The sequence below is a fragment of the Sphingomicrobium sp. genome, assembly GCA_036563485.1.
Taxonomy (GTDB): domain Bacteria; phylum Pseudomonadota; class Alphaproteobacteria; order Sphingomonadales; family Sphingomonadaceae; genus Sphingomicrobium.
In genome coordinates this window covers 906,686-933,317 of sequence record DATCMI010000001.1, presented here as the reverse complement: position 1 = coordinate 933,317, position 26,632 = coordinate 906,686, and the positions used below count along the sequence as shown (strand labels likewise).

Sequence of the window (26,632 nt, the reverse complement as noted above, 5' to 3'; positions counted from 1 at the left end):
GCGCAAGGCCATGCAGGCTTCCCAAGCAATCGCAGCCGCGCCGGCCAAAGGTCGCGCGTTACCCGGCTGGGCGGTCCCGGCGGCACTCCTGCTGCTGTGCTCGCTGTTCATGTTCGTCGATGCGCGGGTGCCGCCCATCTATTTGTGGGACGAGTCGCGCCTCGCGGTGAACGCGCTCGAAATGTACCACAGCGGGTGGAGCCTGGTGACGACCTACGGCTTCGCGCCGGACCTGTGGAACACCAAGCCGCCGCTGATGATCTGGCTGATGAATGCCTCGATCTGGCTATTCGGCCCTTCGGAAGTCGCGCTTCGCGTGCCGTCGATGGTGGGGGCGCTCGGTACACTGCTGGTCGTTTATGCCTTCGTCGGCCGGGTGACCCACTCCACGGTCGCGGCAGCCTTCGCAGTGTTTCTGCTCAGCACCAGCGTCGCCTTCTTCGGACGCCATGGCGCGCGCGCAGCTGACTTTGACGCGCTGCTCGTCTTCTTCACCACATCCTATTTGGCGCTGCTGTTCTTCGCCGTGCACCGGCGGCGGCCCTCGACGCGGCTGCTCATCCTGATCGGCGCGCTCGTCGCCGCAGCGGCGCTGACCAAGACGATCGCGGCCTTCGTTCCCGGGGCCGGGGTTGCCGTTTACCTGCTGCTGACGCGCCGACTTGGGCGTGCGCTACGCGATCCGCGGTACGTGCTGATGGTCGTTGCGGCCGCCCTTCCGCTGTTGCTCTTCTACGTCGCGCGTGAGCTTGCGGCGCCCGGCTATCTCGCTGCGGTTTGGTTCAACGATTTCGCCGGGCGATATCAGGCCCAGCTCGGGCCTATGCAGCGTTCGCCCTGGTTTTACTTCCAGGAGCTTGCCGACGACTGGATGTTCAGCGCCGGGCCGCTGGCGATGTTGGCGCCGCTGGGCCTCCTCGGGCGCAAGGGCCGCTCGCGGCAAGCTTTGGTGTTCGCGCTGTGCTGCGTCGTCACCCAGATCGTGCTGATCAGCCTGCCCGAAACGCGGCTGATCCAATATATGGCGCCCGCGCTGCCGTGGCTCGCCATCGCTTGCGCGATCGCCATGGCCGATCGTCTTCCCCGCTTCGTCGGTTCGGACAAGGGCGCCCTCCTCAACCCGGCGAACGCCTTGCTGGCGATCACTGTGCTGTGCGCATGCGTAACGGCAGGCCGCCTTCGCTATGAGCTCCTGCCGCAGCAGGATTATTATCCTGAGGCGAGCTACGGCAGCTTGTTCACCACGCTTCACGACCGCGGCGTCCGGCAAGTGACCGTGGTGGAGCCCGGTTTCGACGTCAGCGGCATCCGCGCCTACGCGCCCCAGTTCGACTTCTACGCGCTGCTTTGGAGCCGGCGCGACATGAACATTGCGCGCGTCGAACGGCGTGGACAGCTTGTCGGCGGCGGCCTTGCCGTCAGCTGCAATTCCGAAGCCGCCAAAGACCTGGTCGCAGTCGGCGCAGAGCCTGTCGGCTTCGACGGCTGCGTCGCGGTGCGTCTGTCCGGCCGCGCGGCGATTTAACCGTCCGCTAACCAATCTTCTTCACCATCCGCCCATCGATCGACGGGCGCAGCCCGCGTGGGGGAAGGTTCGTTCAAGAATGACTTCGCAAGAGAGCGGTGAAGCACAGCCCCGCAGCACTTTTTCGCGCGAGCTGAAGATGCTGTTCGTCATTTGGCTGGTGGTTGCGCTCGCCAAAACGGTCAGCGCCTTCCCGGACCTTTCCGACCGCACCTTTCCCGATCCGGACGACGCCATGCGCCTGCTGCAGGTGCGCGACTGGCTGGCGGGGCAGAGCTGGTTCGACGTTTCGCAGCACCGGCTTAATCCGCCCTACGGCGGGCCGATGCACTGGTCGCGCTTTGTCGACCTGCCGATCGCCGCGGTGGTCCTGCTGTTCCGCCCGTTCGTCGGCCAATATCATGCCGAGACCGCAGCGCTGGTGATCGTGCCTATGCTGACGCTCGGCGCAGCGATGGTCCTCGTCTACCGGATCGCGCTCCGTCTCGGCACGCCGCGCATGGCCCTGCTCGCGACGATCGGCGCACCGGCGTCGCTCGGCGCAATGACGCAGATGCGATCAATGCGGATCGACCATCATGGGTGGCAGATCGTGCTGGCGCTGGTCGTGGTGCTTGCCGCGCTCGACGGGAACAAGCGCCGGTCGGGACTGCTCGCGGGCGTCGGCATCGGCCTGTGGCTCAACATCTCGGTCGAGGCCCTGCCGTTTGCCGTTGCGGTGGCGGCGCTGTTCGCGCTCCAATGGCTGTTGGACGCCACCGCGACCGAGCGGCTGAAGGCCTATCTCCTGTCGCTGGCGGCCTCGGCTTCGTTGCTATTCGGCGCGACGCACCTGCCGGCGACCTGGGGAGTCATCCACCACGATTCCTTGAATGGCGGCCATCTCGCAGCCTTCGCTGCGGCGGCGCTTTGCGGGCTGCTGGTGATCCGCAGCGGGTTCGAGGCCATCCGCCGCCGCTTTGCCGCGCTGGCCGCGATCGCCGTGCTTGCGACCGCGGCGATCTTCTCGGTCGATCCCCACTTCATCAAGCCGTTCGACGCGCTCGACCCGCTGGTCACGCGCATGTGGTACAATGCCGTCGACGAGGGGCAGCCGGTCTGGAACCTGGCGTTCAAGGACATGGCGGTGGCCATGTCGCAGCAGGTCGTCGGTCTGGCCGCGGCGCTGTTCGCGATGTGGAAGACCGAGGGCGAAGAGCGGCGCTTGTGGGGCGCGTTCGCCTTCCTCCTGGGCGCCGCGACCCTGGTTTCGATCGCAGTGACTCGCGAAGCGACGCTGGCGAGCGTCGTCAGCCTGCCGGGCACCGCTTTCCTGTGCGATTTCGCCCTGTCGCGGGCGCGCGCCGTCCCGCGCATGCCCAAGCGAGTGCTCGCAACTGCGGGAGCCTTGTGCATCATGGCGCCGGCCTATGCCGTGCCGGCGGCGACGATGCCGCAGGACCCCGACAGCGGCAACGAGCCCGACTTCGGCGCCGAATGCGCGCGCCAGAGCGAGATCACGCATCTGAATGCGCTGCCGGCCAGCATCATCGCATCGCCGCTCGACATCACGCCGGCGATCATCGCCGAGACGCCGCATACGGCAATCGGCAGCGGCCACCATCGCAACGTCACCGGCATCCGCGACATGATCATGCTGTTCGTCGGGCCGGAGAAGAACCAGCACGAGATCATCGCCCGGCGGCACATCCGCTATGTCGTCTTCTGCCCCGGTACGGCCGAGGCCGGCTGGTGGGCCGGGAATGGCCCCAAGGGGCTCGCCGCCGCGCTGAGCAAGGGCAAGGCGCCTTCCTGGCTGGCGCCGGTGAAGATCGACGGGCTCAAGTTCCTGCGCGTGTGGGAGGTAAAGCCCCGCGTCCCGGTCACGGCAAAAGGCTGACCGCCGGCGTTCGACGCTGCATGCGCGGCGGCAGCCGGGTGGTTGGCCAATCGACCCCACAGGGCTAGGACGCGCCCCTCATGACCGGGGGCAGCAACATCGGCGGCGATCAGGCAGGTGCGGCGAGCCGCGCCTGGTGGGAATCGCCCTTGTTCCTCGCCTTGCTGATCTTCGCGACCGCGATCCCCTTGCTCTATCCGCCGATCCCGCCGCTGGTCGACCTGTTCGGGCACATGGGCCGCTACCGGGTAGAGCTCGACCTTCACCACTCGCCCTATCTGCAGCGTTATTTCGACTATCATTGGGCGGCGATCGGCAACCTTGGCGTCGACCTTTTGATGTTCCCGCTCGGGAAGCTGTTCGGGCTCGAAGCTGCGGTGAAGCTGATCGTAGTCCTCATCCCGCCGCTCACCGCCGCCGGGTTCCTGTGGGTGGCGCGCGAAGTGCACGGGCGAATCCCGCCGACCGCCTTTTTCGCGCTGCCGTTCATTTACGGCTTCCCGTTCATGTTCGGGTTCGTGAACTATGCGCTGTCGGTGGCGCTGGCGTTCCTTGCATTCGGCCTTTGGCTGCGCCTCGGGCGGCTCGAGCGCACGGTGCTTCGCGAATGGCTGTTCGTGCCGATCTCGATCGTCATCTTCTTCTGCCACACCTACGGATGGGGGCTGCTGGGGCTTTTGTGCTTCTCGGGCGAGGCTGTGCGCCTTCACGACAAGGGCCGCAGCTGGTGGAAGGCGGGGCTCGAGGCGGCGCTGCGCACGTCGGTGATGAGCCTGCCGATCCTGATCATGCTGATCTGGCGCAGCGAGGCGCACGGCGGGCGAACCATCGACTGGTTCAACTGGAAGCTGAAGTGGATGTGGATCAAGTCGGCGCTCCGCGACCAGTGGAAGCTGTTCGACATGGGCTCCCTAGTCGCCACGGCGCTGGTGTTCCTGTTCGCGATCGTCAGCCGCAAACTGACGCTGTCGCGGATGCTGGGCTTTTCGGCGATCGTCCTTGCCGCGGCTTTCGCGGTCGTTCCGCGTGTCGTGTTCGGTTCCGCTTACGCCGACATGCGCCTTGCGCCTTTTGTGATGGCGGTGATGCTGCTGGCGATCCGCTTCCGCGGCGCGCCGGACCGCCGGACCGCGCAGGTCCTCGCGGTCCTCGGGCTGATCTTCTTCGGCGCTCGGACCGCTGCCAACACGGTGAGCCTGGCGAGAGCGGCCGACGACCAAACCGCGAAGCTGGCAGCGCTCGACCATGTGCCGCGCGGGGCGCGGGTGATCACGCTCACGGGGATGACCTGCGGCGGGCATTGGCCCCTGCTTCGCAACAGCCACATCGGCGCGATGGCCATGGTGCGGCGCGAAGGCTTTTCGAACGACCAATGGGTGCTCGAAGGCATCAACCTCCTCGACCTCAAATATAATCGCGCCGGTTATTTCGCCGCCGATCCGTCGCAGCTGGTTCGCCCCGACCGCTGCCGCGACCCGATTCACCGGACGATCAGCGAGTCCCTGGGCGCGCTGCCGCGGCAGGATTTCGACTTCGTCTGGCTGGTCGATGTGCCGCCCTACGATCCGGAAAATGTGATCGGGCTGCGACCGGTCTGGCGCGGGCCGGGCAGCATCCTCTATCAGATCCAATAATGACCGCGCTTTCGATCGTCGTCCCCTGCTTCAACGAAGAAGCCTGCCTTGCCGCGCTGCACGGGCGGCTGAGCGCCGCCGCACGCAAGGCGGTCGGCGAGGACTTCGAGATCGTGCTGGTCAACGACGGATCGCGCGACGGCAGCTGGCCGATCATGCGCGATCTCGCAGCCGCCGACAGCCATGTCGTCGCGGTGAACCTGTCGCGCAATCACGGTCACCAGCTGGCGCTGACGGCGGGGCTCGACGTCTGCCGCGGCGACGCAATCCTGATCATCGATGCGGACCTGCAGGACCCGCCGGAGCTTCTGCCGGAGATGATGGCGGTGATGCGCGAGGAACAGGCGGACGTCGTCTATGGCGTGCGCAAGAGCCGCGCGGGCGAGACGGCGTTCAAGCGCGCAACGGCGCATGCCTTTTACCGGCTGCTGTCGCGTGCAACCGATGTCGACATTCCGCTCGACGCCGGCGACTTCCGGCTGATGAGCCGGCGAGCGCTCGACGCGCTGCTGGCGATGCCCGAGCAGGCGCGGTTCATCCGCGGCATGGTCGCGTGGATCGGCTTCCGGCAGGTCGCCTTCACGTACGACCGGCAGGAACGGTTCGCCGGTGAGACCAAATATCCGCTGAAGAAGATGATGCGCTTCGCCTTCGATGCGCTGACCGGCTTCTCCTCGGCGCCGCTGAAGCTCGCCAGCCTCGCGGGTCTGGCGCTGTCGATCGGCTCGGCGATCCTGGTCCTCTACATCGCTTATGCCTGGCTAGCGGGCCGGAGCATTCCCGGCTGGACCTCACTGATGCTGGTGGTCGTCGTCCTCGGCGCAGTGCAGATGTTCGTGCTGGCGCTGCTCGGCGAATATATCGGCCGGCTCTACAATGAAGCGAAGGGCCGGCCGCTGTACATCGTGCAGGAGATCGCCGGCGGGGAACGCCGGGGCGGCTCGCGGCTAGGCTATGTCGCCGACGCGACCGCGAACAGCGAAACGCCCGGAGTCAAAGGCAAGCGCCCGACCAGGTGACGTTCGGCGGCGAACACCGCCTCCAGCGCGGCGTTGAGCGGCGCGGGCGGGAGCTTGACGTCGGCATCGTCCTTGCCGCGCAGCCGGGATGACAGACGCTCCGCCGCCGCGATCGGGAACAACAGGCTGTTGAAATAGCCGATCTTCTCCAGCCGCAGCGGCGACGCGTCGACGAGTGCGCGAAGCTGCCGCTTCGAATAGCGCCGCTTGTGATGATTGACGACATCATGCGCCGACCACATCCATTGGTGGGCCGGAACGGTCATCAGGAACTTGCCGCCCGGCTTCAGCTTGGTCGAAATTGAGCGAAGGGCGGCGGCATCGTCGTCGATATGTTCGATGACGTCCAAGGCGGCGATCAGGTCGTAGTGGCGGTCGCGCACCCCGGCGAGCTCCGGCAGGGGGTCGCTCATCACCTTGCGGCCGATCCGCCGTTCGGCGATCGCGCGCGCCTCGTCGTCGAGTTCGAGCGCGTCGATCGCGCCGAACTGGCCGAGCATCGGCAGATTGTGCCCGGTGCCGCAGCCGATTTCGAGGACCGCGGCATTGGCTGCAGGGCGGACGGCGCGGCGAATCAGGTCGGCAAGCACCTTGCGGCGGGCGCGGTACCACCAATGGCGGTCGTCGAGCTCGGCCATCTGCTCATAAACGACGCGTTCCATCAGCGGAAAACCCACTGCCGATTGAGCGTGAAGGTCACCGCCGGAGTCACAAACAGGATCGGCACCAGCGGCCACCACCAGGGTCCCGCAAGCATCGCGCGATTGGTGAGGACGAACACGAAGGCGGCGTTGAGCAAATAGCTGATGATCGAAACGATGAAGAAGCGCACGGTGGTCCGGGCCGGATTGTCGCGCCGTCCGTGACCGCGGAAGCTCCAGCGGCTGTGCAGCAGATAGCCGGTGATCATCGCCACCAGATAACCGCAGAAATTTGCCACCTGGGGAGAGGTGATCCCGAACTTGGCGAGCGGCGAATAGACCAAGGCGTAGAGGCCGGTGACAAAGCCGCCGACCATCCCGAAACGGACGATCTGGCCGAGCATGGACCGGTGTTCGGCGGTGATCTGATTGAGCATAAGCGGTGAAGGCTCGGAAAATCGCCAGGAGCGGCTGCTTGCCGTTTGAGGTCGAGCGGCTAGAGCGCGAAAAATGAGCGAAGGCAAGTTCGAGGCACTGGAGCGCCGATCCCTCGAGCTGCTCGAGCGACACTGGAAGCTGGTGGTGGTGCTGACCTGGCTGGCGCTGGCCGGCTGGTACATCTTCCAGAAGTGGACCGCGATCGCATATTTCGCGCTGCCGGATACCGACGACAACATGCGGATCATGGAGGTCCGCGGCCTGCTTCATGGGCAGGGCTGGTTCGACCTTCGCCAGTATCGGATGAACCCGCCGTTCGGCGCCAACATTCACTGGTCGCGGCTGGTCGACCTGCCGATTGCCGGGCTGGTACTTGGGCTTCGACCGTTCCTTGGCGGGCCGGCAGCCGAGCGCTGGGCGGTCGCGATCGCGCCGCTGCTGCCCTATCTGCTGCTGCTCTTCTCCCTGGCGCTGACGACCCGGCGACTGGTCCATCCGCGCGCCTATCCGCTGGCGCTACTAGCCTTATTCTTCGCCGGATCGACCAACGGCATGTTCATGCCGGAGCGGATCGACCACCACGGCTGGCAATTGGCGCTGCTCGCGACGGGCATCGCCGCGATCGCCGATCCGAACAGGGTGCGTGGCGGCTTGGTGCTCGGCCTCAGCTCGGCGCTCTCGCTGTCGATCGGGCTCGAGATGATCATCTATCTCGCGCTCGGCGGAGCCGCGATGGTGCTGTTCTGGATCACTGACCGGGACGAGACGCCGAGGCTCCGCGCTTACGCGCTGTCGCTGAGCGCGTCGGTGGCGCTCGGCTATCTGCTGTTCGCTTCGAACGACAATCGCGCGGCGGTCTGCGACGCCTTGTCGCCGGTCTATTTATCGGACGCGCTGCTCGGCAGCGCCTTGCTGTTCGGCATCGCATGGCTGTCGCCGGCAGACTGGAAGCGGCGGCTCCTGCTTGCGGCCGTCGCAGCCATCGTAATCGCCGCATTTCATGCCGGCATGTGGCCGCAGTGCCTGCAGAAGCCCGAGCGGATCTCGCCCGAAGCGCAGCAGCTGTGGATGAGCCACGTCAAGGAAGCGCGGCCCGTCTATCGCCATGGATGGCGCACGGCGCTGCAGATCGTCGCGTTGCCGGTCACGGGCCTGATCGGTTGGGCGCTGCTCGCTTGGGTGCGGCGGCAGGACCGCGAATCGCTGCGGCGGATCGTGGCCGCAGCGGTGCCCGCGCTGGTCGCGACGACGCTGCTGCTGTGGCAGACCCGGACCGGGCCGGCGGCGCAGATGCTGGCGATCCCGGGCGCCGCCGCGCTCAGCTGGATCCTGGTGCCGCTCGCCTGGAAAGCGCGGCTGCGGAGCGTTCCGTCGACAGGAGCTTGGCTGCCGGTGGTTCTGGCGATCCCCGCGCTTATTCTCGGCGCCGGCGCCGCGGTGCAGTTCGCGCTTTATTTCGTGCCCCAGGAGAAGCCGACCGCGTTCAGCCGGGCGATCGGACAGGCGAACAGCCGCTGCGCTTCGCTGTGGGGTCTGCGCCCGGTGGCCATGCAGCCGAAAGGCACGGTTTTCACCTTCGTCGACCTCGGCCCGCGGCTGATCGCGGTCACGCCGCACAATGCGATCGCCGGGCCATATCACCGCAACTATCAGCAGATCGTCGACGTGATGACGGCGTGGCGGGGAAGCGCGGAGCAGGCGCGGCAAATCATCGCCGGCAAATATCGCGCCGATTATGTGCTGAGCTGCCCGAACAGCTCGACCACCACCATTTTCATGTCGGAAGCGCCGAAAGGCTTTTACGGTCAGCTGCAGCGCGGGCAGGTTCCGCCTTGGCTCCAGCCGGTCGCGATGCCGGAGGATTCCCCGTTCCGGATGTGGAAGGTGGTCCCCTAGGCGAGGAGCTGCGGGAAGCTCTGCTTGAGGCCGTCGACGATGAATTGCGCGGCAAGCGCGGCGAGGATGACGCCGAGGATGCGGGTGATCATCGCTTCAACCTTCTCGCCCACGAGCCGCATCAGCGGCCCGGCGGCAAGGAGCGAGATGAGCGTCAGCAGGATGACGACGGTAATTGCGCCGAGCACGATCAGGGTTTCGGTCGTGCCTTCCGTGCGCGAGACCCACAGCATGGCGCTGGCGATCGAGCCGGGGCCGGCGATCATCGGAATGGCCATCGGGAAGACGCTGATGTCTTCGGCTTCCGGCGTGCCCTCGATCTCCTCGGCGCGCTTCTCTCGGCGCTCGGTGCGGCGTTCGAACACCATGTCCAGCGCGATCATGAACAGCATGATGCCGCCGGCGATGCGGAAGCTGGCGAGGCTGATGCCGAGCGCGTGGAGCATCGGCCGGCCGAGCAGCGCGAAGAACATCAGGATGGCCCAGGCGATCAGGCTCGAGCGGATCGCCATCGCCCGGCGATGCGCCGCGTCGGTGCCCCGCGTCAGGCTGGCGAAGATCGGCGCGCAGCCCGGCGGATCGATGATCACCAGGAAGGTGACCAGCGCCGATCCGAACAGCTCGATCATTTAGGTCGGGGCGGCACGTCGTTGAACAGCACCTGGGCATAGTTGGAGCCGTTCCATTGCAGAACGCGGAACTGGCGTGCGCCGGTCCCCTGGACCTTCCAGTCCCAGCCGAGTGTGCGGTCGGCGGACTGGCCGAAGCCGCTGTCTTCGGGCGTCGAGCGAGCTTCCCTGGTCGTCAGCGGCCGCGTGGCAAGCGCCGGCACGCCGGGCGCTTTCCTGCGGCAATTGGCGCGGTGGATGCGCACCGCCGTCGGCGCGGGAGCCGGTCCGTCAGCTTCCTGGCCGGCATCATAGACCCAGCGCCAGCTGCGGCCCCTCGCCTGCCAGACGGTCGTGAATGAGCCATGGACTTTCCCATCGGGAGCGATCCACGGGCCGGTCGTCACGGCGGTTCGGCCATCGCACGACATGAAGGCGTGGGTCGGCCACCAGCGCACCGACTTCGGCGGATCCTTGCGGCCCTTGAGGAAGTCGCGCGCCCACACTGCCTGGGGATTGAACATCACCGCGTCGCGATCGGCATATTTCCGGAACGCGGTCCACTGGCCAAGGCGCTGGGAGTCGCGGGCAAAGGCAAGCTCGGCCTGGACGGCGGCCGGCAGCGGTGCAGCGGCGGCAAGGAAAAGAGCGGCGATCATAGGCCCTCCGGATCTTTAAGGCCGGCGCGGCGGTACGCGGCGACCAGGGTGTTGCGCATCAGCATGGCGATCGTCATCGGCCCGACCCCGCCGGGGACCGGCGTGATCGCTGCGGCGGCTTCAGCCGCTTCGTCGTAGGCGACATCGCCGACCAGCCCGCCCTTGCCGTCGTCGCTCGCCACGCGGTTGATGCCGACGTCGATGACGCAAGCGCCGGGCTTGATCCAGTCGCCGCGCACCATCTCGGCACGGCCGACGGCGGCGACGACCACATCGGCGCGGCGCACAACCTCCGGGAGGTCGCGGGTACGGGAATGGGCGATGGTGACCGTCGCATTCTCGCCGAGCAGCAGCTGGGCCATCGGCTTGCCGACGATGTTCGAGCGGCCGATCACCACGGCGTCGAGGCCGCTCAAATCGCCGAGCTCCTGCTTGAGGAGATAGAGACAGCCGTAAGGCGTGCAGGGCACGAGCGCGGGAAGGCCGCTCGCCAGCCGCCCGGCGTTGACCGGGTGGAAGCCGTCGACGTCCTTCGAGGGGTCGACAGTCTCGATGATGCGCCGCTCGTTGATCTGGCGAGGCAGCGGAAGCTGGACGAGGATCCCGTCCACCCGCTCGTCGACGTTGAGTCTGATGACGAGGTCGAGGAGCTCGCTCTCGCTGATCGTGTCGGGCAGGTTGTGGGCGAAGCTCGCCATGCCGACTTCGGCAGTCGCCCGGTTCTTGGACCGGACGTAGACGGCGCTTGCGGGATCTTCGCCGACAAGGACGGTCGCGAGGCCCGGCGCGCGGCCCGCCTGCCGCTCGAACTCGGGGACCAGCTCCGCGACGCGCTCGCGGATCGCCTGGGCGGCTGCCTTTCCGTCGATCCGCCGCGCGGTCACATCGTCCCCGTCAGGAGGCTCGTTTCTGCGCCAGTAAGAAGAGTGTCGATTATCTGGATGAGAATTAAGACCACGAGCGGCGAGAAGTCGATGCCGCCGAAGTCCGGGAGCATGGCGCGGATCGGCCGGTAAAGCGGGCGCGTAATGCGGTCGAGCGCATTGGCGAAGGAGCGCACGCCCTGCGAGCTTGTGTTGAGGACGTTGAACGCCAGCAGCCAGCTCAGCACCGCCTGGATGATGACGATCCACCACAGGACGTCGAGCAGGATGTGAGCGACTTGGAAGAGTGCGTGGACCATAAGGCGGGCTTAGCCGCGAGCCTTCTAGGGCGCAAACCTCTCCGGCTCTGCAGCGGCGAGGATGAGGGCGAAGTCATGGGCGGGGTCGGTCCACTCGGCAACCGGCGTCCAGCCGCCCGCTAGCAGCAGCACGCGGCCGCCGCGCGGGCCGTATTTGTGGCTGTTCTCGGTGTGGATCGAGGATCCCTGGGCGAAGCGGAAGCGACGGCCTGAAATCGAGAAGCTCACGTCGCGCGTAGCGACGAGGTGCATTTCGATGCGCGACAGGATGTCGTTCCATCGCGCTTCGTGGCGGAAGGCGTCGATCGGCACGTCGCCGTCGAGCTCGCGGTTGATGCGGTGGAGGAGGTTGAGGTTGAACTGAGCCGTGACACCCCGGTCGTCGTCATAAGCGGCGATGAGGCGCTCGACGGGCTTCACCCGGTCCATGCCGATCAGCAGCTGCGCGCCGGGGCCGAGCAAAGCGCGGAATTGCCGCAGCAGGTCGGTTGCGCTTCGGGGCACGAAATTGCCGATGGTCGAGCCGGGGAAGAAGCCCAGCTTCGGCAGTTCGGCGATCCCGTCGGGCAGCGTGAATGACCGCGCGAAATCGGCCGTCACGGGGATGACATGGAGCGAGGGGAAGCCGCCCTGAAGCTCGGCGGCGCTCTGTTCGAGATAGTCGCCGGAGATGTCGACCGGCACATAGGCGGCGGGGGCGATCGCCTCGAGCAGGATCGGAGTCTTGGTCGCGGAGCCGGCGCCGAACTCGACCACCGCGGCGCCTTTGGGCACGCGCCCCGCGACGTCGGCCATGATGGTGTGGAGAAGGGCGGTTTCGGTGCGGCTCGGATAATAGCTGGGCAGCCGCGTGATCTCGTCGAACAGCTCCGACCCCCGCAGATCGTAAAGCCAACGCGCAGGGATCGCCGGGATCCGCGACGAAAGGCCGGCGAGCACGTCCTCGCGAAACGCGCGGGTCTGCGGATCAAGTGTCGCGAGCAAGGCGGACCCCTGTGAATTGCCAGCGTGCATGAGGCGGAAAGAAGTTTCGGTAGGAGGCGCGGGTGTGCCCGCGCGGAGTGGCGCAGCTGGCGCCCTTCAGCACGAACTGGCCGCACATGAACTTGCCATTGTACTCGCCGACCGCGCCGGGCGCGGGCGCGAAGCCGGGGTAGGAAGCGAAGGCGCTTAGCGTCCACTCCCAGACATCGCCGAACATGCCGCCGCCCGGGCGCGGGACGACCGCGCCGGCGGCATCGAGCTGGTTGCCAATCATCGGATCGGCGGAGGCGGCGAAATCCTCCCACTCGAATTCGGTCGGAAGCCGCGCGCCGGCCCAGCGGGCATAAGCGTCGGCTTCGAAATAGCTGACGTGCGCCACCGGCGCCGCCCAGTCGATGTCGCGTAGGCCGCCGAGCGTGAACTGCTTGCCATCGTCGCGCCAGTAGAGCGGGGCTGCGATGCTTTCGCGCTGCACCCAGTCCCAGCCTTCCGACAGCCAGAGCGATGGCGTCGAATAGCCGCCGTCATCGACGAAGGCCTGCCACTCGCCATTGGTGACGCGGCGGCCGGCGATCTCGTGCGGAGAAAGCAGAACCTGGTGGCGCGGGCGCTCGGCATCGAAGGCAAAGCTGGTGTCGGCGGCGCCGATCTCCACGACGCCGGTCCGGCCTTGGTGCCAGGACAGAGGCTCGGTGGCGAAGCAGGCGACTGGCGGCAGCTCGGCATAGGGAGGCTGGAGCGGGTTCTCGGCCAGCGTCGCGAGAATGTCGGTGAGGAACAGCTCCTGGTGCTGCTGCTCGTGATTGATCCCGAGCTCGACCAGCTCAAGCGCCGCTTGGGGCAAGGACGGGAACGCGCGGTCGAGCGCTTCGTCGATATGCCCGCGGTAGGCGCGGATTTCGTCGAGCGAAGGCCGGCTGAGCATGCCCCGTCGCGGTCGGGCGTGGCGCGGCCCTTCGGCCTCATAATAACTGTTGAACAGGAAAGCGTAGCGCTCGTCGAACGGTCGATAGGCCGATTCATGGTCGCGCAGCACGAAGGTTTCGAAGAACCAGGTCGTATGTGCGAGATGCCATTTTGCGGGCGAGGCGTCGGGGAAGGGTTGAATGGTCGCATCCGCGTCGCTGAGCGGCTCGGCAAGAGCGAGCGTCAGCTCGCGCGTGGCGCGCAGGCGTTCCTGAAGCCTCGAATGGCGAATGGCGGCGGGCGCGTTCACTGCTGCTGCGGTACCCCGGGATAAGCGCTTCCCTTTAGCAGATTTGCGAGATGAGCGGCATTGGACGCGAGCATTGCCGCCCCTTGCTCGACCGCGTCGGGAATTTGCGGGATATCCTTGAAGTCGGTCTTGTGGAGCGCTTCGCCGACCCAGTAGGACGAGGCGCCGGCGGGGATCGTCCACCCTTCGTCATTCAGGCCCTGGAACAAGCCGGCGGTGACGTGGTGGGCGCCGTCCTCATTGCCGACGATTGCCGCCAGCGCGACCTTGCCGTAGCTCGGCATTCGGCCACGCTCGTCCGTCTCGCTGAGGAACGCGTCCATCCGTTCGAGCACCCGCTGAGCGAGGCTGCTCATGTGCCCGAGCCAGATCGGCGTGCCAAAGATGAAGATATCAGCGGCGAGGATGCGGCGGCGAATGTCCGGCCAGTCGTCGCCTTCGCCTTCGTCCGAGCTGACGCCTGGCGGGACGTTGTAGTCGGCGATGCGGATCGTCTCGAGGACTTCGACGCCATGCTTCTTCAGCTCGCTGACCAGCAGCCCGATCATGGCATCGGTGGAGCTATCCTCCCCGGCGGATTTCTTGAGGCTGCAATTGATGGCGACTGCCGTGAGCGGCATTGGATACCTCCCGCTGGTACGGGTCTGGAACGGCTGTTTCGACTCTTTGTGCCGCCTTCGACGCTACCGCCTTTCGCCTAGGCCCGGGTGGCGCCCGGCTGCCACAGCACATCCCCACCCTGACGCGTCGCGACGAAGCGAGCGGCGACGAACAGATGATCGGACAGGCGGTTGATATAGGCGAGGAGCTGGGGGTTGAGCGGCTCGGCCTCGTGAAGCGCGACGCAGGCGCGCTCGGCGCGGCGGACGACGGCACGGGCGAGATGGAGGGCGGAGACCGCAGCGGGGCCGCTCGGCAAGATGAAGCTCGTCAGCGGCTCGAGGGTCCCGTTCATCTCGTCGATATCGCGTTCCAGACGCTCGACCTGGCTGGCGACGATTCGCAGTGCGCCTTCCATCTCGCCGGGCGTGGCGAGGTCGGCCCCGAGGTCGAACAGCTCGTTCTGGATGCGCACGAGTTGCTGGGCGACATCGTCGGTCCCGAGCGCCGAGATCGCAACGCCGACCGCGGCATTGGCCTCGTCGACCTCGCCGATCGCAGTCATGCGGAGCCCGGATTTGCTGACGCGGCTGCCGTCGACCAGGCCGGCGCTGCCGCCGTCGCCGGTCCGCGTGTAGATCTTGTTGAGCTTGACCAAAGGCTCAGCGCCCGGCGGCGCCGGCCACGAGAAGGATCAGGGCGATGATCATGATGGCGACGCCCTGATAGAGCACGCGCTTGCGCATGTAGCTCTGCTGCTGCTCCCCGCTGATGTCCTTGCCCGAAGCCATGGCCATGACGCCGCGGACGAGGACGTAAGCGGTCGCGCCCATGGCGATGACGAGCAGGATTATGAGGAGGATGTTCATGCTGGCTATTTAGGCGTCTTGAAGCCGAAAACCAGACGGCACATGGCCGGTGGAAAGTTGCTCGACGAGCTGCCCAGGGTCGACACCGGCTTCGCGCATCGCGGCGAGCGTCGGCGCAAGGTCCCGCTTGGCGAGGCGGCGGCCGTCTTCGTGAGCCACGAGGCGATGGTGCAGGTAGGTCGGTTCGGGAAGCCCCAGCAGGATTTGCAGCAGCCGCTGCGTCGGGGTCGAAGGCCGTAGGTCGGCGCCGCGGGTGACCAGCGTCACGCCGCTTGCCGCGTCATCGACAACACAGGCGAGGTGATAAGCGGCCGGCGCGTCCTTGCGCGCCAGGACGGCGTCGCCGATCTCCTCGGGCGACGCCTGGAAGTGCTGACCGTCATACTCGCGCCAGCTCGGCAGGCCGGCCAGTTCGAGTGCGCGCGGCGCGTTCAAGCGCCAGCTGTGCGGAGTCGAGGCGCGCCGCGACGCATCGTCCGGCAGATCGCGGCAGGTGCCTGGGTATGAGGTGGCGGCATCGCCGTGCGGAGCGGTCACCGACTGAGCGATGTCGGCGCGGGTGCAGAAGCAGGCATAAGCGAGCCCCCGCTCGCGCAATTCGGCAAGAGCTGTTTCATAGGCAGCGGTGCGCTGTGACTGGACGAGGACGGGTTCGTCCCAGTCCAGCCCCAGCCATTTCAGGTCCTCGATGATGCCGTCAACGAACTCGGGCCGGGCACGGGTCTGGTCGAGGTCCTCGATCCTCAGCAGGAACTTGCCGGCGCTCGCTTGCGCGGCGCCATGGCCGAGCACGGCGCTATAAGCGTGGCCGAGATGCAACCGTCCCGTCGGAGACGGCGCGAAGCGTGTCGCGATCATCGTTCCGCCCCTTGACGGCGAGTCTGCAATCTTCGATTCACCGCCATGTCACGCCGGGTTGGCATCCGGCTGGCAACAAGGGAAGCGGGCCGTGCGCCTTCTCCTCCTTGGCTCGATTGAGCGTGCGACGAGGCCGGAGAGCTGGAGTTCGGACCGACCGAACGAAAGGCTAGTGGCGCTCGCATGTATCACCCTGAGCTGATCCGACATCCCGAAAGCTGCCCGGCGCTGGTCCTCAACGCGGACTATACGCCCTTGTCTTATTATCCGCTGTCGCTGTGGCCGTGGCAGACGGCGGTCAAGGCAATGTTCCTCGAACGCGTCGACGTCGTCGCCCATTACGATCGGGAAGTGCACAGCCCCAGCATGGCGCTGAAGCTGCCGAGCGTCATCGCGCTGCGCGACTATGTGCGTCCGAACGAATATCCGGCGTTCACGCGGTTCAATCTGTTCCTGCGCGACCGCTTTCGCTGCGTTTATTGCGGGACGGCGCGGGAACTGACCTTCGACCATGTGGTGCCGCGGGCCTATGGCGGCCGAACGACCTGGGAGAATGTCGCGACCGCCTGCGCGCCGTGCAATTTGCGCAAGGGCGGGCGGACTCCGGCCGAAGCGCACATGCATATCCAGCGCGAGCCGATCCGGCCCACCAGCTGGCAATTGCAGGAACACGGCCGCGCCTTCCCGCCGAACTATCTGCACAAGAGCTGGCGGGACTACCTCTACTGGGACGTCGAGCTGGAACCCTAGGAGGCGTCCAGGAACTCCCGCACGGCCGGCGCGACATCCTGGCGCTGAAGGCCCATCGCGATATTCGCGATGACAAAGCCCGCGGCGCTCCCGCAGTCGTAGCGTTCGCCTTCGAAGCGATAGGCGTGGAACGGCTGCTTGCCGATCACCTTGGCCATCGCGTCGGTCAGCTGGATTTCCCCGCCGGCGCCGGTTTCCTGCGCATCGAGTTCGCGCATGACTTCCGGCTGGAGGATGTAGCGGCCCGGCAGCATTAGGTTGGACGGCGCGGTGCCGGGCGCGGGCTTTTCGACCATGGCGCGGATCTCGGTGAGCCGGCCGTCGACGGCTCCAGGCTCTATGACGCCATATTTGTGCGTTTCGCTTTCCGGCACTTCGAGCGCGGCGACGATATTGCCGCCGACGCGATCGTATGCCTCGATCATCTGCGCGAGACAATTGGGCTGGCCGTACATCAGCTCGTCGGGGAGCAGCACCGCGAAGGGTTCGTCGCCGACGATGTGGCGCGCGCACCAGACAGCGTGGCCGAGGCCGAGCGGCTGCTGCTGGCGGACGGTCACGACCTCGCCGAAGCTCGCGCGCGACGGCTGCAGCACGTCTAGGCTCTTGCCCTTGCTGCTCATCGTCGCTTCGAGCTCGAACGCCTGGTCGAAATAATCGACTAGCGCCGACTTGCCGCGACCGGTGACGAAGATCAGCTGTTCGATGCCGGCTTCGCGCGCTTCGTCGACCGCATATTGGATCAGCGGCCGGTCGACGACGGTGATCATTTCCTTCGGGATCGTCTTAGTGGCGGGAAGGAGGCGCGTGCCGAGGCCGGCGACGGGGAAGACCGCCTTGCGGACGGGTTTTGGCATGGGTCTATGCTCCGGGCGGGACTGGACCGGTGGTGGTGGTGTCCACCGGCTGCGGGTCGGAACCGGCGGGGACGCCGGGAACCGTACCGCCGGTCGGCGGCGGTAGGTTAAACGGATCCTGCTGACGCGGTTCGGAGCGCTTCATCAGCTCGTCAACGCGATCGGCGCGGGCGTAGGTCGGGATTTCGAGCAGTTCCTCCGGCGTCGGCGTGGTTCGCGCCATCAGCGGCTTGACCGGCAGCGGCTGCCCCGGCGCCGGCTCGAGATCGGCAACGCGCCCGCATGCCGACACGAGCAGAACGGCGGCGAGGCCAAGGATGCGCGGCGCGATCATGCCTGCCGACTAGCCGCTCGGGCGCGCTTAGGCTAGCGGCGCCGGCATGCGGATATTGACGATCGGCTTTGCAATCCTGGCGCTCGGCGCATGCGGAAATCCTGCCGACAATCAAGCAGCCGAAGAGGAGGCAGCGGCGACCGCTGAGTCGGTCAAGGGCGTCGACCGAAGCCACAAGGGAAGTGCCGCGCCGACGACGCCGTTCAACGATTCGGAAGGCGAGGTAACGAGCTTTGCAGAGTTTGCCGGCAAGCCGACGCTGGTGAACTTATGGGCGAGCTGGTGCGCGCCCTGCGTCAAGGAGCTGCCGACGCTCGACCGGCTAGCGCGCGAGAGGCAGGGCAAGCTGAACGTCCTCGCGATCAGCCAGGACACGGGGCCGCATGCGTCGGTCGAAGCATTCCTCGACAGCCACAAGATCTCGAACCTCGGTGCCTATCAGGATCCGAAGATGGCGCTGTCCGGCGCGCTCCAGGCGCAAGTCCTGCCGACGTCCATCCTCTACGATGCGGGGGGCAAGGAGGTCTGGCGCTACGTCGGCGACCTCAACTGGACGGGGCCCGAAGCCGCTAAGCTGCTGGCCGAGGCCGGCGGCTAGCCAGGAGTCGGAGCAGCCGTCCGTCGATGGCTGCCAGGCCGAGCGCGATCAGCGCCATGCCGGCGAAGTCGCGCGGCGCCAGCACTTCACTGAGGAAGGCCGCGCCCAGGACGATCGCCATCGGCGGCACCAGCAAGGTAACGAGCAGCGCATTGGTCGCGCCCGCCGTGTCGATCAGCCGGAAGTAGAGGATGTATCCGATCGCGGTCGAAAGCAGAGCGATGGCGAGGATCGCACCCACCGCGCCGAGCGAAGGCGTGGCGGCGGCCCATGGATGTTCGACGACGAGCGCAACAGGGAGCATGACGATTGCGGACATGGTAAGCTGGCCGGTCGCTACCTGCGTCGGTGTCACGCCCATCGCCCGGAAGCGGCGCGCCCAGACGCCGGCGAAAGCGTAGCAAAGGGTCGCGACGAGGCAGCCGAGCATCGCCAGCCCGGCGCCGTCCAGCTTGTGGAGGAAAGCCGGGCCGATCATCACCGCGACGCCCGCAAAGCCGAGGATGACGCCGCTGAGCTTGCGGCCGGTCAGCGGCTCGTCGCGGGTCAGCATGTGGGCGACGAGAACGCCCCAGATCGGCGTCGTCGCGTTGAGGATGGAGGCGAGGCCGCTCGGGATCGTCTGCTGCGCCCAGGCATAAAGCGCGAAGGGCACGATGTTGTTGAGGACCGAGAGCAACGCGAACGGTGCGATCGCGGCCCGCGGTACCCGCGGCGACTGACCGGACGCCCATAAGTAGAACCACAGGGCCGCGGCGGCGACCGTCACCCGAGTCCAGACGAAGGTCAGCGGCTGCACCTCGCGAACGGCGACGCCGATGAAGAAGAAGGAGCCGCCCCAAATGAACGCCAGAGCCAAGAGGATGAGCCAGTCGCGGCCGTTCATCTGAGTGCGGATCATCGGCGCTTTATCGGCGCCGAGCGCAGTCCCAGCGTCCGCCCGGTTGCGTTCAAAGGATTTCGGATCGACGGGCTTCATGGCCCATTGAGCTAGGCTGCTGCTGTTGCCTGCGCCAACAAATGCTCGGCGCCTGCCGATAAGGCGTGCTTATTAGTCCCGCAGCAGCTCATTGATGCTGGTTTTCGATCGCGTGCGCTCGTCGACACGCTTGACGATGACCGCGCAGGCAAGGCTCGGGCCCCCATCCTTCCCCGGCATGCTTCCGGGGACCACAACCGAATAAGCCGGCACGCGGCCGTAGTGGACCTCGCCGGTGGCTCGATCAACGATCTTGGTCGAGGCGCCGAGGAACACGCCCATCGACAGGACCGAACCGCGTTCGACGATAACGCCTTCGGCGACTTCCGAACGGGCGCCGATGAAGCAATCATCCTCGATGATCACAGGCCCGGCCTGGAGCGGCTCGAGGACGCCGCCGATGCCGGCGCCGCCGGAAATGTGGACGTTGCGGCCAATCTGCGCGCAGCTACCGACCGTCGCCCAGGTATCGACCATCGTCCCTTCGCCGACATAAGCGCCGATATTGACGAAGCTGGGCATTAGCACGGCGCCGGGCGCGACATAAGCGCCGCGGCGGACGATTGCGCCCGGGACGGCGCGGAACGCGGCAGCCGTGAACTCTTTTTCGCCCCAGCCGGCGAACTTCGACGGCACCTTGTCCCACCAGTGGGCGCCGCCCGGAGCGCCGGAGATTGCCTCCATCGGGTTGAGGCGGAACGACAGCAGCACGGCTTTCTTCAGCCACTGGTGGACCGTCCAGCCGCCGTCCTGCTGCTCGGCGATGCGCAGCTCGCCACTATCCAGGGCTGCTAGGGCGCGGCCGACTGCCTTGCGGATCTCTCCGCTTGTTTGCGGGCCGACCTGATCCCGCTCGTCCCACGCCCGGTCGATCACCGGCTGCAGCTCGTCAGTCATTCTTCGTCCCCCAGAATTGATCCCAGCCATTCGCCGGTGTCGGTCACGCGCAGGTCGACGATGCTGTCGTCATAGCCGTGAGAGCCGCGTTCCGAGCCGTTGTCGACCCACACGGTCGTCATGCCGAGTTGCTTGGCCGGCGCAAGGTTGCGGACCATGTCCTCGACCATCACCGCGGAGCGCGGGTCGATGCCGAACTGGTCGAGCAGTTTGCGATAGCCGTGCACCTCCGGCTTCGGCGTAAGATCGGCGGCGAAGATGTCGTGCAGATGGTCGATCTCCGCGGCGATGCCGAGCCGGTCGAGCACCTTCCACGCATAATCGGCATTGCCGTTGGTGTGGATGAACTTGCGGCCGGGGAGCCTCGCGATTGCGCCGATCAGGCGGTCGTCACGGGCGACGCGGTCGAGCGGGATGTCGTGGACGTCGCCCATAAAATGATGGGGGTCCACATCATGATGCTTCATCAGCCCTGCGAGTGTTGTGCCGGATCCGTGGAAATGCATCTTCTGCACCCGCCGCGCCTCGACCGGGTCGACGCCGAGAAGGCGCTGGATGTAGGCTGTCATGCGTTCGTCGATGAGATCGAAGAGCCGGCAATTGGCTGGATACAGGCAATTATCAAGGTCGAAAATCCAGTCCCGGATGTGGGCGAAGCGCGGGTCCATGGCCGGGGCGAGCCCTAGAGAACTCAACGGCTTAAGCAAACTGAAAGGATTGAATAACCATAAGCTGCGGCGGGAAGCCGTGCGTTTTCAACGGCTTGAGCGGAGGTTTTGGGGATGACGAAACGGCTCCTGGTGTCGACTGCAACGGCGGTCGTGTTGGGCTTCAGCGTGAGCGCGTGCGGCGGTGCCGGCGGCGGGGGTCCCGCGCCCATCAGCTCGACGCCGACTCCGTCCCCCACCCCGACGCCGACACCGACGCCGACTCCAACCCCCACACCGACGCCCACGCCCACGCCGACCAGCGTCAACTACAATACGGGCGAGTACCAATCGTCGACCTACTCGGTGCTCGCCGGTGCTATCACCGCGTACAATGCGGGCGCGACCGGCAAGGGTGTAAAAGTCGGTGTCATCGACAGCGGCATCAACCCGGCCCTTCCCGAGTTCGCGGGTCGGATCGACCCCAGCAGCGGCGATGCCGCAGGCGGGGGCCGAGGCGTTAGCGACGAGGGAGGCCACGGGACCGCAGTGAGCGCCGTGATCGCTGCTGCGCGCAACGGATCGAACACCATGGGCGTCGCATTTGATGCGACGATCGTCAGCCAGCGGGCCGACGACCCTGGTACCTGCCCTACCGAAGATGGTTGCCAATTTTACGACGACGCCATCGCCGTCGGGATCGATGCCGCTCGCGTGGCTGGTGCGAAGGTGATCAACATGTCGCTCGGCGGGTCGGCGCCCGACTCGCAGCTTCTTGGCGCAATGCAGCGCGCAGTGAACGCGGGCATCGTCCTCGTGATCTCGGCGGGCAACGACGGCATCGCGAATCCGGATCCGTTCGCGCTGTCTCCAGCGACGAAATTCCCCGGCTCGGTGATTATCGCCGGCGCCACCGACAGCGCGAAGGCGATCGCAAGCTTTTCGAATCGGGCCGGGACCGGCTCGGCCTATTACCTGACGGCGCTCGGCGTCGACAATCGGGCGCCCGATGAGACGGGCAAGCAATATCTGTGGTCGGGAACCAGCTTCTCCGCGCCGACGATCAGCGGCGCGGCCGCATTGCTCGCGCAGGCGTTCCCGAACCTCAGCGGCAAGCAGATCGTATCGATCCTGCTCAATAGCGGCACCGACCTCGGCGCGGCCGGCGTCGACGACGTCTATGGGCATGGCGCCTTGAACATCACCAAGGCGATGCAGCCGATCGGTACCACGAGCCTTGCGGGCACCCAGACGCCGGTGACGGGCAGCAACGGCGACCTGCCGAGCGCGGCCGGCGACGCTGCGTCGAGCCAAGGCATGGGTGCGATTATCCTCGACGGCTACGACCGCGCTTACGCGCTCGACCTGGCGGCAACGCTGCGCCGCGCGCAGGTCGACCGTCCACTCAGCCGGTCGCTGCAGAACGACGTGAAGACCGCGGCCGGCCGCGCCGGTCCGCTAAGCATTGCGATGACGGTCCGCGAGCGGCACGACCTTGCGCAGGGCTTCGGGCTCGAACGGATGCGGATCGGTCCGGACGACGCGCGCAAGTCGCGGCTGATGGCCGGCTCCGCCGTCGCTCGGCTCGACAAGCGGACCGCGATTGCCTTCGGCTTCGCCGAGGGTGCGAAGGCGATGGAGCGGCGCCTGTCCGGTGCGTCCGCGGGCGCGTTCCTGATTGCCAGCGATGTTGCGGCTAATCCTGGCTTCGCGGCGAGGCGCAACGGCAGCGTGGCACTGCGCCGCGAGTTCGGCGGCACCGGGCTGACATTGTCCTCGGAGAGCGGCAACGTCTGGCAAGAGATCACGACCAGCGCGACCGGTTCGCCGTACCGCTGGAGCAGCGTTGCGCTGGACCGGCACTTCGGCAGTAATTGGCTGCAGCTCGGCATGAGCCGGCTCGACGAGAAGCAGTCGCTGCTCGGCGGGCGCATGAGCGAGGTGCTCGGCGGCGGTGGTGCGAGCTCGACCTTCATCGACGCCGAAGCGCGCCGCGACTTCGGCAGTGGCTGGAGCGCAGGGCTGACCGCGCGGCGCGGGTGGACCAGCTTTGCGGCCGGCAAGTTCCAGAGCGGCGCCTATGGCCTCGACCTGACCAAGGCCGGCGTGCTTGGCAGCAATGACAAGCTCGGCCTGCGCATCGCCCAGCCGCTGCGTGTCGAGCAAGGCGGCTTCTCGATGCTGCTGCCAACCGCTTACGATTATACGACGGGCGCGGTGACCAACTCGCGGTCCCATATGTCCTTGCGGCCGACAGGGCGCGAGCTTGACGGTGAGATCAGCTACGGCTCGGCGATGTTCGGCGGCAAGGGCTGGGTCGGCGGCAACCTCTTCTACCGCCGCGATCCGGGTCACATCGCAAAGTCGCCCGACGATGTCGGCGCGGCGATCCGCTTCACGCTCGGTTTCTAGCCGCTCAAAGTTGGGGAGAGGGTCAGGCGTCGGAGCTTCGGCTCCGGCGCCTGCTTTTCATCGGCGCGGGCTGCGGTAATCGACCATCGTCAGCGGCGCTTCGCAGCCGTCGATCTTGCGATGAACGGCCATGTAGGCGGTTGGCGGCGGAAGCTCCGTCAGCTTCTTCGGCTGAATGCGCTGCCCGCGATAGCTGCCCGTCTGTTCGGCTAGGTAGCTGGTCGTCTTCTTACACTCAGGACTTTTCGAGAGCGGCGGCGCGCTTCTGGGCTCCGCCACGGCAGAGCCGCTGATGAGTGCGCTTGCCAAGAGCATTGCAGCGATACGCATGGCCTACCTCCTGTGGCGCGGAGAATAGCACTCAAGGACTAGACGGTGAAGCTTTCGCCGCAGCCGCAAGCGCCCTTGGCGTTCGGATTGTCGAACACGAAGCCGGCGGTGAAATCGTCCTCGCGCCAGTCCATGGTCGAGCCGATCAGGTAAAGGACCGAGGCGCCGTCGACGTAGAATGTGCCGCCGGGCGTTTCGATCTTTTCGTCGAACTTCTGCTCTTCGGTCACATAGTCGACCGAATAGGCGAGGCCCGAGCAGCCGCGGCGTGGGGTCGACAGCTTGACCCCGATGGCGCCTTCGGGTGCGCGGGCCATGAGGTCGGATATGCGCGCTTGCGCCGCCGCGGTGAGGTTGATCGCGGCCGGACGAGCGCGGGTCTTCACTTCGGTCGTCATCACAGCATTCCCAATTCGAGCCGCGCCTCGTCACTCATCTTCGACGGGTCCCAAGGCGGATCCCAGACGAGGTTCACGACCGCGTCGCGGATGCCCGGTACGGCAAGCGCTCGTAGCTCGACTTCCTGCGGCAGCGATTCGGCGACGGGGCAATGCGGCGTGGTGAGCGTCATCGTGATTGTCGCGTCGCCATCCTCGCTGATCGCGACGTCGTAGATCAGGCCGAGCTCGTAGATGTCGACCGGGATCTCGGGATCATAGATCGACTTCATCACCTCGATGACCGCGTCGCGCAGCTCTTCGTTCGGGATCTCGCCCGCAGGCTGAGTCTCGGTCTCGCCGGCGAGGAAGCCGGCGAGATAGTCGCGCTTGCGCTCAAACTCCGGCGACACGCGGGCCCGGGGAGGTGTGTCGGCTTTGTCGGTTTCGACAATTTCGATCTTCCGTTCCTCACTCATCTCGAAATCACCTGGCGAAAATCCGTTTTACTTGCTCGATGCCGCGCACGAGCGCCTCGATGTCGCTCTCGTCGCTATGCGCGGCGAAGCTCGCCCGAGCGGTCGCCTCGACGCCGAGCACCCGCATCAAAGGCTGGGCGCAATGGTGGCCGGCGCGGACCGCGACGCCCGCATCGTCCAATATGGTGGCGGTGTCGTGCGGATGCACGCCATCGACGTTGAAGCTGACAATTCCGGCGCTGTCCTCGGGACCGTAGAGCGTCACGCCGCCCATGGCCGAAAGCGCCGCGCGGCATTCCGACACGAGCGCCGATTCATGGGCATGGATGGCGTCGAACCCGAGATGGCTCGCCCAGTCGATGGCTGCGTGCAGGCCGATCGCACCGACGATGTGCGGCGTTCCGGCTTCGAACCGCGCGGGTCCGTCGAGGTAGGTCGAGCCTTCGAATGTGACCTTTTCGATCATCGCCCCGCCGCCCTGCCAGGGCGCCATTTGCGCCAGGAGCTCGGCCCGCCCCCAAAGGCAGCCGATGCCGGTGGGGCCGTAAAGCTTGTGCCCGGAGAAGGCGTAAAAGTCCGCGCCCAGGGACGCGATGTTCACGGCCAATCGGGGCACCGCCTGACAGCCGTCGAGCAACAGCAGCGCGCCCTTGGAATGGGCGATCTCCGCCGCTCGGCGAGCGTCGAGGATCGAACCCAAGACGTTGGATACGTGGGCGAATCCTACAATAGAATGTTCTTCGGTCAGCATCGCTTCCGCGGCGTCGAGGTCGATCTGCCCGTCCGCGGTCAGCGGCACGACGTCCACTTCGAAGCCGGCGAGCTGCCACGGGACGATGTTGCTGTGATGCTCGAGCTGCGAGAGGAGCACCCGGGTCCGGCCGTTCTTCGGAAGGCACTGGGCGACCAGGTTGATTGCCTCGGTCGCACCGCGAGTGAAGACCAGCTCTTCCGGCTTTCCGCCGATCAGCGACGCTGCGGCGGCGCGCGCGGCTTCATAGCGGCCGGTCATGTCGGACGAGCGCTGGTACACCCCGCGGTGGACGGTCGCGTAATCGGGTCCATAGGCCTGCGCGATGGCGTCGATCACCGCCTGCGGCTTCTGCGCGGTCGCGGCGCTGTCGAGATAATGCCAGTCCCCGATCCCGGGGAACTGGTCGCGCACGTTCAGGCGCGCGTTGATGCGGCTTGGCGCGTTCATGCGACCACCTTGCGCAGCGCGTCACGGGCCGCCTCGGCAATCGCGTCCGCGTGCGCGGCGCTATCCCACAGGCCCATGATGAAGCCTTCGAGCAGGAGCGCGCGAGCGCTTGCCGGGTCGAGGCCGCGGCTCTGGGCGTAGAAGAGCTGCATGGGGTCGAGCTCGCCGACGGTGGCGCCATGGGCGCATTTCACGTCGTCGGCGTAGATTTCGAGTTCGGGCTTTGCGTTGGCGGTGGCGCCGCGGTCGAGGAGCATCGCCTTGATCGATTGCTCGCCGTCGGTTTGCTGGGCGCCGCGCGCGACCTCGACCTTCCCGAGATAGGAGCCGGTAGCCTTGCCGTTAAGCACCGAGCGGATGGTCTGGCGCGAGCGGCCGTTGGGGCCGAGGTGGCGTACCTTGGTGACGAACTCGTTCGTCGAAAGCCCGCCGCCGATATTGGCGCCGTACAGTTCGAAATCGGCGCTTGTCGCAAGGCTGACCTCAAGCTCGACGCGGCCGTAAACCGGGGCGTTGTTCAGCGCAAAGATGCGAGCGCGCGCACCTTCGCCGAGCGAGAGCTGGACGCGCCGGACCTGGACCTCGTCGGCGACCGGCAGCCACACTTCCTCGAGGCTTTCTCCCGGCGCAACGACCACCGTCACCGGCTCGGCGAACTGCTCCCATACGGGCTTCAGCGCGTCGAGGTCGGCGTAGCGCCAGTCCTCATGGGCGTGGGTAGGGAAGGGTGCGGTCACTGGCACCAACCGCGCTCACCCTGAG

Annotated in this window: 30 protein-coding genes; 8 read left to right on the top strand and 22 right to left on the bottom strand. The window is 66.6% G+C overall.

Features of this window, described 5'->3' with window-relative positions; genetic code table 11:
* Positions 1-10: 10 nt before the first annotated feature.
* The 4 genes from VIL42_04885 to VIL42_04870 all read left to right on the top strand — a co-directional run bounded on the left by VIL42_04885 (position 11) and on the right by VIL42_04870 (position 6,057).
* Complete coding sequence (locus VIL42_04885; GenBank protein HEY8592187.1) at positions 11-1,525, top strand: glycosyltransferase family 39 protein; 1,515 nt, start codon at positions 11-13, stop codon at positions 1,523-1,525.
* A 79-nt stretch (positions 1,526-1,604) separates the two neighbouring features.
* Positions 1,605-3,404, top strand: a complete 1,800-nt coding sequence (locus VIL42_04880; GenBank protein HEY8592186.1) for a hypothetical protein — start codon at positions 1,605-1,607, stop codon at positions 3,402-3,404.
* 80 nt (positions 3,405-3,484) lie between these two features.
* On the top strand, positions 3,485-5,038 hold the full coding sequence (locus tag VIL42_04875; protein ID HEY8592185.1) for a hypothetical protein: 1,554 nt from the start codon (positions 3,485-3,487) through the stop codon (positions 5,036-5,038).
* Complete coding sequence (locus tag VIL42_04870; GenBank protein HEY8592184.1) at positions 5,038-6,057, top strand: glycosyltransferase family 2 protein; 1,020 nt, start codon at positions 5,038-5,040, stop codon at positions 6,055-6,057. Before VIL42_04875 ends, VIL42_04870 begins: the two co-directional genes overlap by 1 nt.
* Here VIL42_04870 and VIL42_04865 read toward each other — a convergent pair.
* Entirely contained in the window at positions 5,991-6,719 is a 729-nt protein-coding gene (locus VIL42_04865; protein HEY8592183.1) for a class I SAM-dependent methyltransferase, read from the bottom strand. The genes VIL42_04870 and VIL42_04865 overlap by 67 nt on opposite strands.
* Entirely contained in the window at positions 6,719-7,135 is a 417-nt protein-coding gene (locus VIL42_04860; GenBank protein HEY8592182.1) for a GtrA family protein, read from the bottom strand. Before VIL42_04860 ends, VIL42_04865 begins: the two co-directional genes overlap by 1 nt.
* Positions 7,136-7,208: 73 nt before the next feature.
* Here VIL42_04860 and VIL42_04855 point away from each other — a divergent pair, with 73 nt between their 5' ends.
* Positions 7,209-9,032 carry an AcrB/AcrD/AcrF family protein gene (locus tag VIL42_04855; protein HEY8592181.1) on the top strand — a complete coding sequence of 608 codons (1,824 nt, stop codon included), beginning with the start codon at positions 7,209-7,211 and terminating at the stop codon, positions 9,030-9,032.
* On the opposite strand, the gene VIL42_04850 is transcribed toward VIL42_04855, so the two are convergent.
* The 10 genes from VIL42_04850 to gluQRS form a co-directional block, all read right to left on the bottom strand.
* The gene (locus tag VIL42_04850) at positions 9,029-9,661 is read right to left on the bottom strand and encodes a MarC family protein (protein HEY8592180.1); all 633 of its coding nucleotides are present in this window, start codon (positions 9,659-9,661) and stop codon (positions 9,029-9,031) included. The two genes, VIL42_04855 and VIL42_04850, sit on opposite strands and share 4 nt — an antisense overlap.
* Positions 9,658-10,299 carry a hypothetical protein gene (locus VIL42_04845; protein HEY8592179.1) on the bottom strand — a complete coding sequence of 214 codons (642 nt, stop codon included), beginning with the start codon at positions 10,297-10,299 and terminating at the stop codon, positions 9,658-9,660. Before VIL42_04845 ends, VIL42_04850 begins: the two co-directional genes overlap by 4 nt.
* Positions 10,296-11,183, bottom strand: coding sequence for a bifunctional methylenetetrahydrofolate dehydrogenase/methenyltetrahydrofolate cyclohydrolase FolD (gene folD / locus VIL42_04840; GenBank protein ID HEY8592178.1), 888 nt, complete (start codon positions 11,181-11,183; stop codon positions 10,296-10,298). The genes VIL42_04845 and folD overlap by 4 nt, the downstream gene beginning before the upstream one ends.
* Positions 11,180-11,482 (bottom strand): YggT family protein, encoded by a 303-nt coding sequence (locus tag VIL42_04835; protein ID HEY8592177.1) that lies wholly within the window; start codon positions 11,480-11,482, stop codon positions 11,180-11,182. Before VIL42_04835 ends, folD begins: the two co-directional genes overlap by 4 nt.
* Positions 11,483-11,506: 24 nt before the next feature.
* Positions 11,507-12,496, bottom strand: coding sequence for an L-histidine N(alpha)-methyltransferase (gene egtD, locus VIL42_04830; GenBank protein ID HEY8592176.1), 990 nt, complete (start codon positions 12,494-12,496; stop codon positions 11,507-11,509).
* On the bottom strand, positions 12,450-13,682 hold the full coding sequence (gene egtB / locus VIL42_04825; protein HEY8592175.1) for an ergothioneine biosynthesis protein EgtB: 1,233 nt from the start codon (positions 13,680-13,682) through the stop codon (positions 12,450-12,452). The genes egtD and egtB overlap by 47 nt, the downstream gene beginning before the upstream one ends.
* Entirely contained in the window at positions 13,679-14,302 is a 624-nt protein-coding gene (locus VIL42_04820; GenBank protein HEY8592174.1) for a flavodoxin family protein, read from the bottom strand. The genes egtB and VIL42_04820 overlap by 4 nt, the downstream gene beginning before the upstream one ends.
* A gap of 77 nt (positions 14,303-14,379) precedes the next feature.
* Entirely contained in the window at positions 14,380-14,940 is a 561-nt protein-coding gene (locus VIL42_04815) for a cob(I)yrinic acid a,c-diamide adenosyltransferase (protein HEY8592173.1), read from the bottom strand.
* A 4-nt stretch (positions 14,941-14,944) separates the two neighbouring features.
* Positions 14,945-15,151, bottom strand: coding sequence for an HIG1 domain-containing protein (locus tag VIL42_04810; protein ID HEY8592172.1), 207 nt, complete (start codon positions 15,149-15,151; stop codon positions 14,945-14,947).
* A 9-nt stretch (positions 15,152-15,160) separates the two neighbouring features.
* Entirely contained in the window at positions 15,161-16,009 is an 849-nt protein-coding gene (gene gluQRS / locus VIL42_04805) for a tRNA glutamyl-Q(34) synthetase GluQRS (GenBank protein HEY8592171.1), read from the bottom strand.
* Positions 16,010-16,192: 183 nt separating this feature from the next.
* On the opposite strand from gluQRS, the gene VIL42_04800 reads away from it, so the two are divergent.
* A complete protein-coding gene (locus VIL42_04800; protein HEY8592170.1) occupies positions 16,193-16,759 on the top strand; it encodes an HNH endonuclease in 567 nt (188 codons plus the stop codon).
* Here VIL42_04800 and galU read toward each other — a convergent pair.
* Positions 16,756-17,616, bottom strand: a complete 861-nt coding sequence (galU, locus tag VIL42_04795) for a UTP--glucose-1-phosphate uridylyltransferase GalU (protein HEY8592169.1) — start codon at positions 17,614-17,616, stop codon at positions 16,756-16,758. The two genes, VIL42_04800 and galU, sit on opposite strands and share 4 nt — an antisense overlap.
* Before the next feature lie 4 nt (positions 17,617-17,620).
* Positions 17,621-17,950: a hypothetical protein gene (locus VIL42_04790; GenBank protein ID HEY8592168.1), complete on the bottom strand. Its 330-nt coding sequence runs from the start codon at positions 17,948-17,950 to the stop codon at positions 17,621-17,623.
* A 46-nt stretch (positions 17,951-17,996) separates the two neighbouring features.
* Between VIL42_04790 and VIL42_04785 the strand changes: the two genes are divergently transcribed.
* Positions 17,997-18,548: a TlpA disulfide reductase family protein gene (locus VIL42_04785; GenBank protein ID HEY8592167.1), complete on the top strand. Its 552-nt coding sequence runs from the start codon at positions 17,997-17,999 to the stop codon at positions 18,546-18,548.
* On the opposite strand, the gene VIL42_04780 is transcribed toward VIL42_04785, so the two are convergent.
* From VIL42_04780 to VIL42_04770, 3 genes are all read right to left on the bottom strand, one after another.
* On the bottom strand, positions 18,520-19,449 hold the full coding sequence (locus VIL42_04780; GenBank protein HEY8592166.1) for a DMT family transporter: 930 nt from the start codon (positions 19,447-19,449) through the stop codon (positions 18,520-18,522). The two genes, VIL42_04785 and VIL42_04780, sit on opposite strands and share 29 nt — an antisense overlap.
* A 150-nt stretch (positions 19,450-19,599) precedes the next feature.
* Positions 19,600-20,424, bottom strand: a complete 825-nt coding sequence (dapD, locus tag VIL42_04775; GenBank protein HEY8592165.1) for a 2,3,4,5-tetrahydropyridine-2,6-dicarboxylate N-succinyltransferase — start codon at positions 20,422-20,424, stop codon at positions 19,600-19,602.
* A complete protein-coding gene (locus tag VIL42_04770) occupies positions 20,421-21,092 on the bottom strand; it encodes a pyrimidine 5'-nucleotidase (protein ID HEY8592164.1) in 672 nt (223 codons plus the stop codon). Before VIL42_04770 ends, dapD begins: the two co-directional genes overlap by 4 nt.
* Before the next feature lie 114 nt (positions 21,093-21,206).
* On the opposite strand from VIL42_04770, the gene VIL42_04765 reads away from it, so the two are divergent.
* A complete protein-coding gene (locus VIL42_04765; protein ID HEY8592163.1) occupies positions 21,207-23,483 on the top strand; it encodes a S8 family peptidase in 2,277 nt (758 codons plus the stop codon).
* Positions 23,484-23,540: 57 nt separating this feature from the next.
* On the opposite strand, the gene VIL42_04760 is transcribed toward VIL42_04765, so the two are convergent.
* Genes VIL42_04760 through VIL42_04740 form a run of 5 tightly spaced genes read right to left on the bottom strand, consistent with a single transcriptional unit; the run spans position 23,541 to position 26,613 of the window.
* A complete protein-coding gene (locus tag VIL42_04760; protein ID HEY8592162.1) occupies positions 23,541-23,813 on the bottom strand; it encodes a hypothetical protein in 273 nt (90 codons plus the stop codon).
* 38 nt (positions 23,814-23,851) lie between these two features.
* Positions 23,852-24,211 (bottom strand): iron-sulfur cluster assembly accessory protein, encoded by a 360-nt coding sequence (locus VIL42_04755; GenBank protein HEY8592161.1) that lies wholly within the window; start codon positions 24,209-24,211, stop codon positions 23,852-23,854.
* On the bottom strand, positions 24,211-24,669 hold the full coding sequence (locus VIL42_04750) for a DUF59 domain-containing protein (protein ID HEY8592160.1): 459 nt from the start codon (positions 24,667-24,669) through the stop codon (positions 24,211-24,213). The genes VIL42_04755 and VIL42_04750 overlap by 1 nt, the downstream gene beginning before the upstream one ends.
* A gap of 7 nt (positions 24,670-24,676) precedes the next feature.
* A complete protein-coding gene (locus VIL42_04745; GenBank protein HEY8592159.1) occupies positions 24,677-25,870 on the bottom strand; it encodes a cysteine desulfurase in 1,194 nt (397 codons plus the stop codon).
* Positions 25,867-26,613 (bottom strand): SufD family Fe-S cluster assembly protein, encoded by a 747-nt coding sequence (locus tag VIL42_04740; GenBank protein ID HEY8592158.1) that lies wholly within the window; start codon positions 26,611-26,613, stop codon positions 25,867-25,869. Before VIL42_04740 ends, VIL42_04745 begins: the two co-directional genes overlap by 4 nt.
* Between the last annotated feature and the right edge of the window lie 19 nt (positions 26,614-26,632).